This is a genomic window from Myxococcus sp. CA023, assembly GCF_010998615.1.
Classification (GTDB): Bacteria; Myxococcota; Myxococcia; order Myxococcales; family Myxococcaceae; genus Myxococcus.
The window spans coordinates 1-13,141 of record NZ_JAAEAH010000046.1 but is presented as its reverse complement, the minus strand read 5'-3'; the positions used below and the strand labels follow the sequence as shown (position 1 = coordinate 13,141).

Genomic DNA, 13,141 nt, shown 5'->3' with positions numbered 1-13,141 from the left:
ACTGCCTGAGACTGTCCATAATGTGTCGACAACGGCACGAAGAAGCGGGGGGCATGGGAGCGGGCGTGCGGGGACACAGACTGCCTCGTGCCGCATGGTATGGAACGAGCCATGAACCACGCTCACAGTCAGGCTCTCTTCGCTCGCGCGCAGGCTCGCATCCCCGGCGGAGTGAATTCCCCGGTGCGCGCCTTCCGAGGCGTTGGCGGCGACCCTGTCTTCTTCCGTGAAGGCTCAGGTGCCTGGCTCACGGATGTGGACGGCAACCGCTACGTCGACCTCGTGGGGAGCTGGGGACCGCTCATCCTGGGCCACGCGTATCCGCCCATCTTGGACGCCATCATCGACGCCGCGCGCCGGGGCTCGTCCTATGGCGCGCCGCATGCGGGTGAGGTGGAGTTCGCGGAGCTCATCTGCGCCACCATGCCCGCGGTGGAGATGGTGCGCCTGGTCTCCAGTGGCACCGAGGCCACGGTGGCGGCCATCCGCGTCGCGCGGGGCTTCACCGGCCGCGAGCACATCCTCAAGTTCGAAGGCTGCTTCCACGGCGCGGGAGACCCGTTCCTGGTGAAGGCGGGCAGTGGCGTGGAGACGCTGGGCCTGCCGGACTCTCCGGGCGTGCCGTCGGCGCTGGCGAAGCTCACGCTTACCGCGCCCTTCAACGACCTGGCCGCCGTGGAGCGCATCTTCGCGGAGAATGGCCAGGACATCGCTTGCGCCATCATCGAGCCGGTGGTGGGCAACATGGGCGTGCTGGTGCCGAAGCCGGGCTACCTCGAAGGGCTGCAGGCGCTCTGCCGGAAGCACGGCGTGCTGCTGGTGCTGGACGAGGTCATGACGGGCTTCCGGCTGTCGCGAGGCGGCGCGCAGGAGCTGTACGGCCTCAAGCCGGACCTCACCACCATGGCCAAGGTGATTGGCGGGGGCATGCCGATGGGCGCGTATGGTGGCCGCCGCGACATCATGGAGAAGGTGGCTCCCGCGGGCCCGGTGTACCAGTCCGGCACGCTGTCGGGGAACCCGGTGGCGGTGGCGGCGGGCTTGGCGTGCCTCAAGGCCCTGGCGGCCCCCGGCACCTACGCGCGGCTGGAGGAGGTCAGCCGCATGTTGGAGGTCGGCCTGCTCGCCGAGGCGAAGGCCGCGGACGTGCCCGTCACCGTCAACCGCGTGGGCAGCATGCTCACGGTGTTCTTCACCGGTGAGCCCGTCTACGACTACACCAGCGCGAAGAAGGCGGACACGGCGCGCTTCGGGAAGTTCTTCCACGCCATGCTGAACGAAGGCGTCTACCTGCCGCCCAGCCAGTTCGAGGCGGCGTTCGTGTCGCTGGCCATTGGCGAGCCGGAAGTCGCGCACGTCCTCGCGGCGGCGAGAAAGGCCTTCCGTTCGCTTGGCAAGACCGGTTGAGCCCGCGCCCCTCGAGGGGCCCGTTCGCTTCGGTCCCTATACCCTCGTGCGCCGCATCGGCGCCGGGGGGATGGGAGAGGTGTTCCTCGCGCGTGAGGAGGCGCCTCGTCGTGCCTGTGTGGTGAAGAAGGTCCTCCCGCAGCTCATGGCGAGCCCGCAGTTCGCCGGACGCTTCCGGGATGAAGCCCGCGTCGTGGTGCGGCTGCACCATCCGAACATCGCGCGCGTGTACGCCATGGGCGAGGTGGAAGGGCAGCTCTACCTGTCCATGGAGTACGTGCAGGGCAAGACGCTCAGCCGGCTGACGTACCGGTTGCGGCAGCTCGGGCGGACGTTGCCGCTGGGCATCATGCTTCATCTGGGGCAGCGGCTCTGTGAGGGACTGGCCTACGCGCACGACGCGACGGATGAGTTCGGCAATCCGCTGCACCTGGTCCACCGGGATTTGTCTCCCGCGAACGTGTGCATCAGCTACGCGGGCGAGGTGAAGATCATCGACTTCGGCGCGGCGCAGTCCACGCTGAAGGAGCAGCAGACGGCGCCCCGGGTGGTGATTGGCAACCTGACGTACATGGCACCGGAGCAGGCGCGGAAGCGCTTCGTGGACCGGCGCGCGGACGTGTACGCGGTGGGCGCGCTGCTGTGGGAGTTGTTCGCGTGGAAGCCCCTGGCGCAGCGGGGCGACCCGGTGGAGCGGTGGCGGCGCGCGGCATACCCCCAGTGGGAGCCAGCGGGGAGCGTCCGGCAGGGCGTGCCTACCAGCGTGGATGCGTTCCTGATGCGCGCGCTGGCCTCCGAGCCCGACAATCGCTTCCCGGACGCGGCCGCCATGGGCGCGGAACTGGCGCGGATGAAGGCGAAGCTGGCGCCCAACGTGGGGGATGCGGATGTCGCGCGCCTCATCGCGGCCGCGTTCCCCCGCGAGAAGAAGGCGGAGGAGCTCGTGCTCCGCGAACTGCTGCGGGAGCCGCGTTCCCGCGCACTCACCGAGCCCGCGTTGGCCACCGTGCTCGCTCCGCCCACCGCGCTCGCGTTCGAGCACGAAGGCATCGACGCGCCCGAGGACTACGTCCCGGCCGAGCGTGGCGGCGCTGAGACTTCGAAGGCGCCGCCGCCCGCCCACCAGCCTGATGCGAATGTCCCAGCCGCACCGGATGCCTCCGTGCGAGGCACGACAGCGAAGGCCGCGCCCGCCGCGCACGATGACGCGGATGAACTTGAAGTCACGGTGCGAGGGACTCCTGGAAGGGCGCCGGAGTTGCCTCGCGCTGTCAATGCGCCTCGCGTCACCGCGCTGTACGGGACGGAGGACGAGGCGACCGTGGTGGAGGGTGGAGCCTCGCGAGCGCGACGGGGCCTTCCCGGCGGCGAACGGGCACACCTCGATGTGGAGGGGGAGGCCACCGTCGTCCATCCAGCGCGAGGCCCGGTCGCGAGCGCGCCACTCGATGCGGACGAGGAGCCCACGGTCGTTCAGCCCGAACGTGCCCGGATGGCGGCGGACGCCGGCGTGGCGTCGAAGTCCGCGGTGGGCCCTGGGGCCGTGAACTCCGGAGCCAGCCTGGGCGGAGACGCGGCGGCCACCGAAGCCGTCGATGCGGCGAAGCTGATGGTCGCGCTCGAACGGGCGGAGGCCAGCCGAAGCCAGGGCGCCCGTGCCACCGCGTCCGAGGATGTCACCGTGACGGAGGTGAGTCCCGCCAGGGCGCTCCAGTCCTTGCCGCCCCAGGCCGCGCAGTTGCGCCGAGCCACCCGCGAGACACAGGTGGGCTTTGGCGTGGACATCTCCCAAGCGGTGGATGCCGCGGCGGTGGAGGCCCGTCGTCTGGAGTTGGTGCGCGCCATCACGGGGGATGAAGCGCTGCCCATGCCTGAGCCCGAGGAGGACTCTGGCACATGGCTTCGCGGCGGACGCCCCTGGCTCGTCGCGGGGCTCTGCGCGGGTGCGTGTGCCCTGGGGCTCGCGCTGGCTTGGGCGCTGGCCTGAAGCCAGCCGTGGGCGTCAGCTCCGCCGACAGCCCATGACGTTGTAGAGGTTGTCCTGCCCGCCGTCGTCCGTGTCGCGGAACAGGGTGCCGTCACTGCCCTGGCGGATGCTGTGAGCCAGCACGTCCAGAAAGAAGGACTCCCAGGACGGCGGCACGGCGGTGCATTTCTGCTGCCCCGGACGCGTGAGCTTCAAGTGCGTTACCAGCCTTCGCTTACCGCCGCGGCGGAGGTGTCCAGAGGGAGATAGAGCCGGAAGGTGGTGCCCTGGCCCGGCTGGGATTCCAGCGCGACCCGGCCCTGGTGCGACTCGATGATGCGCTTCACCACCGCCAGCCCCAATCCGGTGCCCTTGGCCTTGGTGGTGAAGAAGGGCTCGAAGATGCGCGCCCGCACGTCGGGGGAGATGCCCGGCCCGCTGTCCGCGAACTGCTCTTCGACTTCGGGAGTCCCCGTCGCGCGCCGGACGCTCGCGCGCAGCATGCCGCCCTGAGGCATGGCCTGCACGGCGTTGATGGCGAGGTTGAGGAAGGCCTGGCGCATCATCCGCTCGTCCACGGTCACCGAGGGGACATCGTCCGCCAGGTCCAGCTCCACGCGCACCTGGCCCGGGGCCTCCGCCAGCGCGCCTCGCACCGCGTCCTCCACCAGGGGCGACAGCGGCACGGCATAGGGATGCGGCGCGGGCGGCCGCGCGAAGGTGAGCAGGTCCGCGACAATGCGGTTGAGCCGGTCCGACTCCTCCCCGACGATGTCCAGCAGCGGCACCGCCGCGCTGTCCGGCCCGACGATGCGGCGGATGGACGCCACCGAGTTGAAGATGGCACCCAGTGGATTGCGCACTTCATGGGCGACCACGGCGGACAGCTCGCCCAGCGCGGCCAGCCGTTCGCGGCGCACCAACTGGGCCTGGGTCCGGGCCAGCTCCACGTAGCTGGCTTGAAGGTCCTCCACCAGCCGCGCGCCCTCGCGGGCCAGCGCCAGTTGGTTGGCGATGGCACTGGCTCGCTCCACCTCCGCGAGCGTGAAGCGCCGTGGCCGCCGGGTCTCCACCGCCATCATCACGCCCATGGGGCGCTCGTGGACCACCAGGGGGAGCACCAGGAATGCTCGAGCACCGGGCAGGCGCCGCACCTCCTCGTTGACGCGCAGGTCGGAGCGGGCGTCCTCCACCATCACCACCTCGCGCGTGTGGAACGCCACCGACGCGAGTGACGCATCGGCCGGGATGAGTGGCAGCGCGGGCCCTTGAAGCTCCGGTGAGCCTCCCGTCATCGCGCGAAGCTGGAGCCGTTCCCCCGAGACATCCGGAAGGAACACGTATGCATCCGACGTGTCCACGATGCGCGCCAGGCTGGTGGCGCCAATGTGCAGGAGCTTGTCCAGTTCCAGGGTGGCCGCCAGCGCCTTGGCCACCTCGTGCAGCAGCGCCAGGTCCTCGGCGCGGCCACGAAGCTCGTGCAGCAGCCGGTGGGATTCGATGGCCGCCGCGAAGTGGCTGCCCATGGCCTGCAACGTCTCCCGTTCGAGCGGCGTCAGGGGCCGCCGTTCCCGGAAGAGGGCGGACAGGGTACCCACGCCCCGCGAGCGTACCCGCAGGGGGACGACCACCACGGTACGGAAGCCTTGCCGGCGCAGTTCCTCGCTCAGGTCGTCCGGACAGGACTCCACCTCGCGCTCCAGCGGGATGCCTTCTCGTTGCGCCTGGAGGCACAGGTTTCCGGCTCGCCAGCGCCGCGTGAAGTCCTCCGAGCCTTCGGTGTCCAGGCCGCTCGAGTACGCGAGCTCCACTTCGCCGTCGTCCGTTGGCAGGAGCACTGTCACCGCGTCGCAACCCAGGAGCCCGGCGATTTCGTCGGTCCCCGGAGCGAACAGTGCCTGTGGGTGCGGCGCGGAGGCCGTCACCGAGGCCAGTCGGTTGAGCGCCGCCAGCGCCGTGTTCTGCGCGGACAGGCGGGAGATGGTGAGCGCCGCGTCCAGCGCCGCGGACACCTGCGCGCCGAAGAGCCGCACGGGTGGCAGCTCCTCCTCGCGCAGCCAGTCCGCCACCAGCGCGAGCATGGCCCGGGGCTGGCCGTCCACGTCGATGCGCACCGCGATGGCACGCGTCTGTCCGGCGCGCTGGATGCCCTGGCGAACCAGCGCGCCCCGGGCGCCTCGGAGGAATCGCTCGGTCTCCTGGGGCAACTCGTCTGTATAGGCCGCGCCATCGCGCCAGGCGCGCTTCAGCAGGGGAGGCCACTGGCCCACCACATCCCGTACCCAGCGGCCACTCAGTGCCGCGGCTTCCGTGGGCACCATGCCGGGCGGCACGAACGTCTGTCCCAGCCGGACGCCCAGCCGGTCTGGCGAAAGCCACGCGCAGCCAAGTCCCAGCTCCTCCACGCTGGAGAACATCCTCCGCAGCACCTCGCCCTCGGTGCGCAGGGAGGGCAGGCTCGCGCCCAGCTCGGCCAGCCGCTGGAGCACGCTGCGGCGCCGGGCCCTCGCCGACACGTCGCGTACCAGCACCACCCACTCCGTGCCGCTGGGGATGACGGTCAGCTCCACCCGCCGCTCCCCTTCGGTGGTGCGCAGCATCGTCTCGTACGTGGTGGGGACGGGCTCGCCGCGCTTGCGACGGGCATGGCGGGACGCCAGCTCCGCCTCGCTCTCCGCCGAGACGAGGAGCGTGGCGGGCTCACCCAGCACGCCTTCGCGCGGGTAGCCCGACATCGTCACCAGCGCTTCGTTCACATAGACGAAGCGGCCGTCACGGACGACGCAGACACCCACGGACATTGCATCGAAGGGGCCGTAGGCTGCCCCGGTTTCGGCGGCGGTTTTCACGGCAGGCCTGACTCTTCCACCGCTGCCAGCCCGTGCGAAATTGCTGACCCGCCGCTTCGCCCACCATCCCACAACCCGGTGCCAGCCCTGCGGCTTGTACTTAGAACGGGCCCGGCCGCGCAGGGCCGCCGAGCCCGTGTCCTCAGGGTTGCTGTCGCCCGAGCCGAATCAGGCGGGAGTGGCCCCGGGGGACTCCGCGCCGCGGTGGTGGACCTTGGTGTACAGGCCGATGAGCTCCGCCTGTCCCACGATGTGGCCTTCCATGGCCTCCCGGAGCTGTGTGCGCGAGGCGCGGCCCAGGTCCGGCAGTACCGTGTCCAGGGCGTACAGGCGGAAGTAGTACCGGTGCATGCCCACGGGCGGCATGGGGCCCCCGTAGTTCTGGCGGCGGAAGTCGTTCTGACCCTGGCGGGCGCCCTCCGGGAGGACGTCCGGCGTGGCGCCTTCCGGCAGGCCTTGGGCCGAAGGTGGGATGTTGTAGACAACCCAGTGGGAGAAGGTCATTTGGGGATTGCGCGGGTCTGGCGCGTCCGGATCCTCCACGATGAGGGCCAGGCTCTTCGTCCCGGCGGGCATGTCCGTCCATTGAAGCGGCGGTGAGATGTCCTCGCCCTCGCCGGTGTAGGCAATGGGGATGAGGTCGCCGTCCTTGAAGCGGGGGGACGTGAGCACGAGCGGCTTCGGCATGGAGTCCTCCAAAGGTGTCACGGTGGGTTGACGCGTATCGGGTGCAAGCTGGCGACGCAGGCGCCCGGGCGCCGAGGAGCGGGCCGGCCGGCGCCCGGAGGCTGGCCACCCGGGCGTTGGGGCAGGCGCCCCCATCCCCATGCGCCTGCTCAGGTCGCCGGACCCCAGCGCCTCACCCAGAGGCGAGCCCAGGCCCTGGTGAGCCCATGGGGAGGGCCCTCGATTCCATGCGGGGCAGATCGGCGGTAGCTGAGCTTGCCGAAGCGGCAATCGCCACTGGGGGCCGGGGGGCCGCTGCCCATGGTACCGGTTGCGTGTGCCGCGTGTTCGGTGTTAAGCGGCGCCCCGCGTAGAGGGGTTGGTTCGGCGGGGTTGGAAAAGCGAGGTTTTCCCAGGGTTTGGGGAGGCGTCCGAATGGAAGTGAAGGAGCCCCGGAAACCGGGCGGTTCGGACGGCAGCGAGCTGGGTGAGACGGCCCGGCAGATGAGGGCGGCGCAACCCTACATCTCGGCGGTGTGGAAGCTGGTGGGTGGAGCGGTGGTGGGCGTGCTGGGTGGCTACTGGCTGGATGGGTGGTTGGGGACGGGCCCCTGGTTGATGGTGGTGCTGAGCCTGGTAGGTATCTGCGTGGGCTTCTATGGGTTCCTCCATGAGATGGCCCGGCTGGGGAAGCGGAAGTGACGGCGCGGGGCGGCGGTAGCGGGACGGACTCCTTCAAGAGTCATGCGGCGCTGGCGGGTGGCGTGGCGGTGGTGGGCCTGGCGCTGGCGGCGTTGATGCCGCAGGTGGTGGAGGACCGGGTTTCGGCGGTGTGGGGCGTGGGGCTGGCGGCGGTGACGGGCGCGGTGGCGCTGGTGCTGAAACGGCGGGCGGTGCGGCAGGACCTCAATGCCGCGCTGAAGGTGGTCGGAATCATCTTTGGCCTTCGGGCCGTGGGCGTGTTGGCGGGGCTGTTGGGCGTGGTGTCGCGGGGAATGGCGGCGGTGCCGTTCATCGCCGGCTTCTTCGGCGTCTACTTCGCGCTGCAGTGGATTGAAGTGAGCTACGTGATGGCCGCGTCGAAGGAATCGGCGGGCGGAGACGAGTGATGCGCAAGGCAATGGTGCTGTTCGCCAGTCTGTTTGCTGCCACGGCGTGGGCCGCGGGGTCTGAAGACGACGTGCCGGGGTACATCCTCCATCACGTCGTGGACTCGCCCTACCTGGAGATCGAGGTCCCGCTCGGCAACCCCATCAAGGCGCTGGAGTTCCCGCAGTGGCACGTCCCGCTGAAGGCCAACGGGTGCGCGCCCCGGATGACGGAGCACGGCGAGGAGATTCCAGGCCTCATGGACGGCTGCCTGGACATGTCCATCACGAAGCACACCCTGATGATGTGGCTGGCCGCGCTGCTGCTGATGGCCACCCTGTTCATCTGGGGCAACCGCGACAAGACGAAGCTGGTGCCGCGCGGCGCGGGCGCCAACATCCTTGAGATGCTGGTGCTGTTCGTTCGTGACGAGCTGGCCATCAAGAACATCGGCAAGGAGGAGGGCCCCCGCTACGTGCCCTTCCTGCTCACCGTGTTCTTCTTCATCCTCTTCATGAACATGCTGGGCATGATTCCCTGGATGGCGACCGCCACCGGCAACCTGGCCGTCACCATGGCGCTGGCGCTGTGCACCTTCGTCATCACCCAGGTGGCGGGTATTCGCGCGGCGGGTCTGGGCGGCTACCTGAAGCACCTGACGGGTGGCGTGGCCCCCTGGTTGTGGCCCATCATGATTCCGGTGGAGGTGCTGGGGCTGTTCACCAAGCCCTTCGCCCTCACGATGCGTCTGTTCGCCAACATGCTGGCGGGCCACATCGTCTTCTTCTTCCTCCTGGGCCTCATCTTCCTCCTCGGCCACCCCGCGGTGGCGGCGGTGAGCGTGCCCTTCGCCTTCGCCATCTTCATGCTCGAGCTGTTCGTGGCCTTCGTGCAGGCGTACGTCTTCGCGATGCTGTCGGCGCTGTTCATCGGTATGAGCGTGGCCATGGGGCACCACCATGACGACCACGGCCACGACCACCCGGAAGCGGGCCCCAGCCACGACCAGGGCAAGGCGCACCACGCCTAGGCCGTTCTGACGCGTTAGCGGGGCGCTGAAGTCCGGTGCCCCGGTCGAAGACCCGGCGGTTCGAAAGGCCGCCGGAGGTAGTCCTCAAGGGACATCACGACCCCCCCACAAGCGGGTCCACGCTACGAAAGAACAAGTGTCACCATGACCAACCTCGCTCTTGCCTTCCTCGCCGCCGGTCTGGGTGCCGGTCTCTCCATCATCGGTGCCGCGCTCGGCATCGGTAAGCTGGCCGCCGCCGCCATGGACGCCACGGGCCGTCAGCCGGCCGCGGGCGGCGACATCCGCACCACGATGATCATCGCGGCGGCCCTTATCGAAGGCGCCACGCTGTTCGCGCTGGTCGTTTGCATCCTGCTCGCCACCAAGGCTTAAGGCGAGCGCAGGTCGAGTCATCGCTGGACGGTCGCCGGTGCCCGTAGGGAATTCCACCGCGGGCGCCGGCCGCTCCTGCCGCGGAAACCGAAGTCTTCGCAGCATCCCTCCCTCACGCTGGACATCCCGCCATGTTCCTGCCCTCCGTTCTCGCCGCCAGTAACCTCGTGAAGGTCCAGCCGGGCCTCATCTTCTGGACCCTGGTCACCTTCGTCATCTCCGCAGTCGTCCTGAAGTGGAAGGCGTGGGGCCCCATCCTTTCGCTGGTCGAGGAGCGCGAGAAGCAGATCGCCAGCTCCATCGAGAGCGCCAAGCGTGAGCGCGCCGAGGCGGAGAAGCTGCTGGCCGACCAGAAGACGGCCATCGCCGAGGCCCGTCGCGAGGCCGCGGAGATGATGCGCCGCAACACGCAGGAGATGGAGAAGTTCCGCGAGGAGCTCATGGCCAAGAGCCGCAAGGAGGCCGAAGAGCTCAAGCTGAGCGCGCGTCGCGAGATTGACGAGCAGAAGGCGAAGGCCATCGCCGAGGTCCGCTCCATGGCGGTCGACCTGGCCATGGAAGTCGCCGGCAAGCTCATCAGCGAGCGCATGGACGACAGCAAGCAGCGCGCGCTGGCCGAGCAGTTCGTCCAGGGCCTGCCGCTGAACGGCACCAGCGCCACCGGCGCCGTGCGCCGCACTGCCTAATCCCCTTCTGGGGAAGCGCGCCCCCCGGCGCGCGTGTTCCAGGGAATCACCATGGGTCTATCCATCGGAATCGTCGGGCTGCCCAACGTCGGCAAGTCCACCCTGTTCAACGCGCTGTCGGCCGCGGGCGCGCAGGCGGCCAACTATCCCTTCTGCACCATCGAGCCCAACGTGGGCGTGGTGCCCGTGCCGGATGACCGCCTGGACCAGTTGTCCGCGCTCATCAAGCCGCTGAAGAAGGTGCCCACCTCGCTGGAGTTCGTGGACATCGCCGGCCTGGTGCGCGGCGCGTCCAAGGGCGAAGGCCTGGGCAACCAGTTCCTGGGCAACATCCGCCAGGTCAACGCCGTGCTCCACGTGCTGCGCTGCTTCGAGGACGACAACGTCACCCACGTCGAGGGCGGGGTGAATCCGGTGCGGGACCGGGACGTGGTCGACACGGAGCTGTGCCTCAAGGACCTGGAGACGGTGGAGAAGCGCCGCGAGCGCACCTTGAAGAACACGAAGGTGGGCGGCAAGGCCGGCGAGGAGGCCAAGGCCGAGGTGGCATTGCTGGACCGCATCAAGGCGAGCCTGGACAACGGCATCACCGTGCGCGCCCAGAAGCTCACCGAGGAGGAGAGCGCCGTCATCCATGACCTGTTCCTGCTCACCGACAAGCCCGTGCTGTACGTGGCGAACATCGGCGAGTCGGAGCTGGGCAAGGAGGACGCGAACCCCCACGTGAAGGCCGTTCGGGAGATGGCCGCGAAGGAGGGCTTCGAGGTGGTGGTGCTCGCCGCCGCGCTGGAGTCCGAAATCCAGCAGCTTCCGGAGTCGGAGCGTCCGGGCTTCCTGGAGAGCGCGGGCCTGTCCGAGCCGGGCCTGCACAAGGTGGTGCGCGCTGGCTACAAGCTGCTGGGCCTGTGGACGTACTTCACCGTGGGCGAGCAGGAGTGCCGCGCGTGGACCATCCATCAGGGCTACAAGGCCCCGCAGGCGGCCGGCGTCATCCACTCCGACTTCGAGCGCGGCTTCATCAAGGCCGAGGTGATGCGCTGGGAGGACCTGGTGAAGCTGGGCAGCGAGTCCGCCGTGAAGGAGAAGGGCATGCTGCGCGTGGAAGGCAAGGAGTACGTCGTCCAGGACGGCGACTGCATGCACTTCCGCTTCAACGTGTAGCGGTCAGCACACGGCAGTCATCGCGGGCGCTGTGCTTCCGGACGGTTCAGTCTGGAGGCGGCGCCCGCGAGCCGTTTCAGGGCCTGGCGGCTCAGAAGCCGCGCGGGCCTTGCAGCACGGTGTAGACCCAGATGCCCACGGCGATGAGCGCCAGCACGGTGGTGAGGGTCGCCGTGCGCCGCATGCGCGGGCGCTCCTCCGGCGGGTGTTTCGAGGCGAAGAACCACATGCCGCCGACCCGCAGGACGAGGAACATGAGGAGCAGGAGCGGGCCGACTACCTGCCAGCCCGAGGGGCGCATCAGCACCACACCCCAGGAGGCGAGGAAGGCGACGTTGCCGAGCAGGGAGGCGATGGCGAAACGGGGATATACGCGTCGAGTGTCCACGGCGCGGGAGTTTCCCCTCGCGCGTGCGTGTCTCCAACGACGGACTTCGTTGGGTGCGCGGCATGCGACAGTGGCCGTTGGCGCAGTCCCGCGTCACGCCGTGCCTGGACGCTTCGCTTCCACGTAGCCGCGGAGGTGGACTCCTGGAGCGGCGAGGAGCGATAGGCTGTGGGGCGCGATGGCCCCATTGCTCGACATGCTCACCCGGGAGCGACTCCTCAAGGACCGCGATGCCGCCGCGGCGCTGCTGCCGCGTGGCGAGCCTCCCCATGTGTCCATGCTGCGCCTGTGTGACGCGGGCCTGCTCGAAGGCGGCTTGTCCGTGGGGTACGGCGTGCGCGCCGACGAGCTGGTGGGGCCGCTCACCACCGCCATGGGCGGCGCGGCCCGCCGCTTCAAGGTGGTGGACGTGCGCGAGCGCCCCGTGCTGGAACTCCACGTCATGGTTGGCGAGGTGACGGAGCGCTGGGAGGTGGAGGACCTGTCCGCGTTGGTGCACAACCTCAACAGCCTCTACCGCGATGCGCCGGACGTGCGCGCGGTGGCCGAGCTGGGTGAGTGGGAGGATGCGCTCCAGCTGTGGTGCGTGGACAAGCGCGCCCTGTCGAGGCTCGCGCGCCAGCCCTTCTTCGCACCGCGCAATGCCCGGGCGCTGATGAACCCCTCGGGCGAGTGAGTCTTCAGGGGCCCGCACTCGCGGTAGACCCGGCTTCTGAGGCAGCATGAGGGGGCATGCGCTTCGTCCTGTCCTGCCTGCTCGTGTTGCTCCCGGCGTCCCCCGCGCTGGCGGAGCTGGATTCCTTCGGCCTGGGCTCGGGCCGTGATGGCGCGCTGTCCGTCACGACGGTGGGGCGCGTCCTCAACGCCGCCACGCCGCTGACGGACCTCGTGGTGGTCGGAGCCCACGACGTTCCGGTGCAGCGCGTTTCGGGCTTCACCCCGGGCACGCTGGTGCTCCTCCACCAGAGCGGCGGGTCGGAGGAGGCCGTGGTCTCCAGCGATGGCGGCACCCTGGCGCTTCGGCGGATGGGCCACTGGGAGCTGGCGCGCGTGGAGGCGGTATCGGAATCGCCGCCCGGGCTGCGCTTCTCCGAGCCCCTGGTGCATGCCTACACCGCGCCGGGCGCGCAGGTGGTCTCCGTGCCCGAATACACGAACGTCCTCGTGTCCGCGGGTGCCTCGGTCGTAGCCCGTCCATGGGATGGGCGCAGCGGTGGCATCCTGGCCTTCCTCGCCACGGGCAGCGTGACGAACCAGGGCCTCATCAGCGCGGAAGGAATGGGCTTCCGGGGCGGGCTCTTCGTCAATCACGCGGACCTCATTGGCTGCACCGACCTGGACATCCCTCCCGAGGCAGGTGGTGCCTACAAAGGGGAGGGCCTGCGGATGGGCCGCTTCGGCACGGCCTCGGGGCGTGGCTCCGTGGCGGGCGAGGGCGGCGGTGGCAACTGCTGTCTCTTATTACACATCTCAAAAAAAAAAAAAAGATAGACAAGTCTGTGTGACATTGAAGTGTGTAAAATT

14 protein-coding genes are annotated in these 13,141 nt (G+C 69.4%); 10 read left to right on the top strand and 4 right to left on the bottom strand.

Going from position 1 to position 13,141, the window contains the following annotated elements; all coding sequences use genetic code 11:
* Positions 1-111: 111 nt before the first annotated feature.
* Complete coding sequence (gene hemL, locus F8M74_RS20650) at positions 112-1,407, top strand: glutamate-1-semialdehyde 2,1-aminomutase (RefSeq protein ID WP_141254043.1); 1,296 nt, start codon at positions 112-114, stop codon at positions 1,405-1,407.
* The gene (locus F8M74_RS20645; RefSeq protein ID WP_141254044.1) at positions 1,391-3,394 is read left to right on the top strand and encodes a serine/threonine-protein kinase; all 2,004 of its coding nucleotides are present in this window, start codon (positions 1,391-1,393) and stop codon (positions 3,392-3,394) included. The genes hemL and F8M74_RS20645 overlap by 17 nt, the downstream gene beginning before the upstream one ends.
* Positions 3,395-3,409: 15 nt before the next feature.
* Here the strand turns inward: F8M74_RS20645 and F8M74_RS20640 are convergent, their stop codons facing one another.
* The 3 genes from F8M74_RS20640 to F8M74_RS20630 form a co-directional block, all read right to left on the bottom strand.
* On the bottom strand, positions 3,410-3,589 hold the full coding sequence (locus F8M74_RS20640) for a hypothetical protein (RefSeq protein ID WP_141254045.1): 180 nt from the start codon (positions 3,587-3,589) through the stop codon (positions 3,410-3,412).
* A gap of 5 nt (positions 3,590-3,594) precedes the next feature.
* Positions 3,595-6,222, bottom strand: a complete 2,628-nt coding sequence (locus F8M74_RS20635; RefSeq protein ID WP_163884506.1) for a GAF domain-containing protein — start codon at positions 6,220-6,222, stop codon at positions 3,595-3,597.
* A gap of 168 nt (positions 6,223-6,390) precedes the next feature.
* Positions 6,391-6,909 carry a YbhB/YbcL family Raf kinase inhibitor-like protein gene (locus tag F8M74_RS20630; RefSeq protein WP_141254047.1) on the bottom strand — a complete coding sequence of 173 codons (519 nt, stop codon included), beginning with the start codon at positions 6,907-6,909 and terminating at the stop codon, positions 6,391-6,393.
* Positions 6,910-7,323: 414 nt separating this feature from the next.
* On the opposite strand from F8M74_RS20630, the gene F8M74_RS20625 reads away from it, so the two are divergent.
* The 6 genes from F8M74_RS20625 (at position 7,324) to ychF (ending at position 11,229) form a co-directional block, all read left to right on the top strand.
* A complete protein-coding gene (locus F8M74_RS20625) occupies positions 7,324-7,590 on the top strand; it encodes an AtpZ/AtpI family protein (RefSeq protein ID WP_141254048.1) in 267 nt (88 codons plus the stop codon).
* Complete coding sequence (locus tag F8M74_RS20620; protein ID WP_011550536.1) at positions 7,587-7,997, top strand: hypothetical protein; 411 nt, start codon at positions 7,587-7,589, stop codon at positions 7,995-7,997. The genes F8M74_RS20625 and F8M74_RS20620 overlap by 4 nt, the downstream gene beginning before the upstream one ends.
* Positions 7,997-9,007, top strand: a complete 1,011-nt coding sequence (atpB, locus tag F8M74_RS20615) for a F0F1 ATP synthase subunit A (RefSeq protein ID WP_141259044.1) — start codon at positions 7,997-7,999, stop codon at positions 9,005-9,007. The genes F8M74_RS20620 and atpB overlap by 1 nt, the downstream gene beginning before the upstream one ends.
* 144 nt (positions 9,008-9,151) lie before the next feature.
* Positions 9,152-9,382 (top strand): ATP synthase F0 subunit C, encoded by a 231-nt coding sequence (locus F8M74_RS20610; RefSeq protein WP_002636238.1) that lies wholly within the window; start codon positions 9,152-9,154, stop codon positions 9,380-9,382.
* 131 nt (positions 9,383-9,513) lie between these two features.
* Complete coding sequence (atpF, locus tag F8M74_RS20605) at positions 9,514-10,068, top strand: F0F1 ATP synthase subunit B (protein ID WP_141259043.1); 555 nt, start codon at positions 9,514-9,516, stop codon at positions 10,066-10,068.
* A 51-nt stretch (positions 10,069-10,119) separates the two neighbouring features.
* Positions 10,120-11,229 (top strand): redox-regulated ATPase YchF, encoded by a 1,110-nt coding sequence (gene ychF, locus F8M74_RS20600; RefSeq protein ID WP_141259042.1) that lies wholly within the window; start codon positions 10,120-10,122, stop codon positions 11,227-11,229.
* Positions 11,230-11,320: 91 nt separating this feature from the next.
* On the opposite strand, the gene F8M74_RS20595 is transcribed toward ychF, so the two are convergent.
* Positions 11,321-11,617, bottom strand: a complete 297-nt coding sequence (locus F8M74_RS20595; RefSeq protein WP_141259041.1) for a hypothetical protein — start codon at positions 11,615-11,617, stop codon at positions 11,321-11,323.
* Between the two features lie 178 nt (positions 11,618-11,795).
* Between F8M74_RS20595 and F8M74_RS20590 the strand changes: the two genes are divergently transcribed.
* Positions 11,796-12,293 carry a hypothetical protein gene (locus F8M74_RS20590; RefSeq protein ID WP_141259040.1) on the top strand — a complete coding sequence of 166 codons (498 nt, stop codon included), beginning with the start codon at positions 11,796-11,798 and terminating at the stop codon, positions 12,291-12,293.
* Between the two features lie 56 nt (positions 12,294-12,349).
* Complete coding sequence (locus tag F8M74_RS20585) at positions 12,350-13,108, top strand: hypothetical protein (RefSeq protein ID WP_240462300.1); 759 nt, start codon at positions 12,350-12,352, stop codon at positions 13,106-13,108.
* Positions 13,109-13,141: the final 33 nt, after the last annotated feature.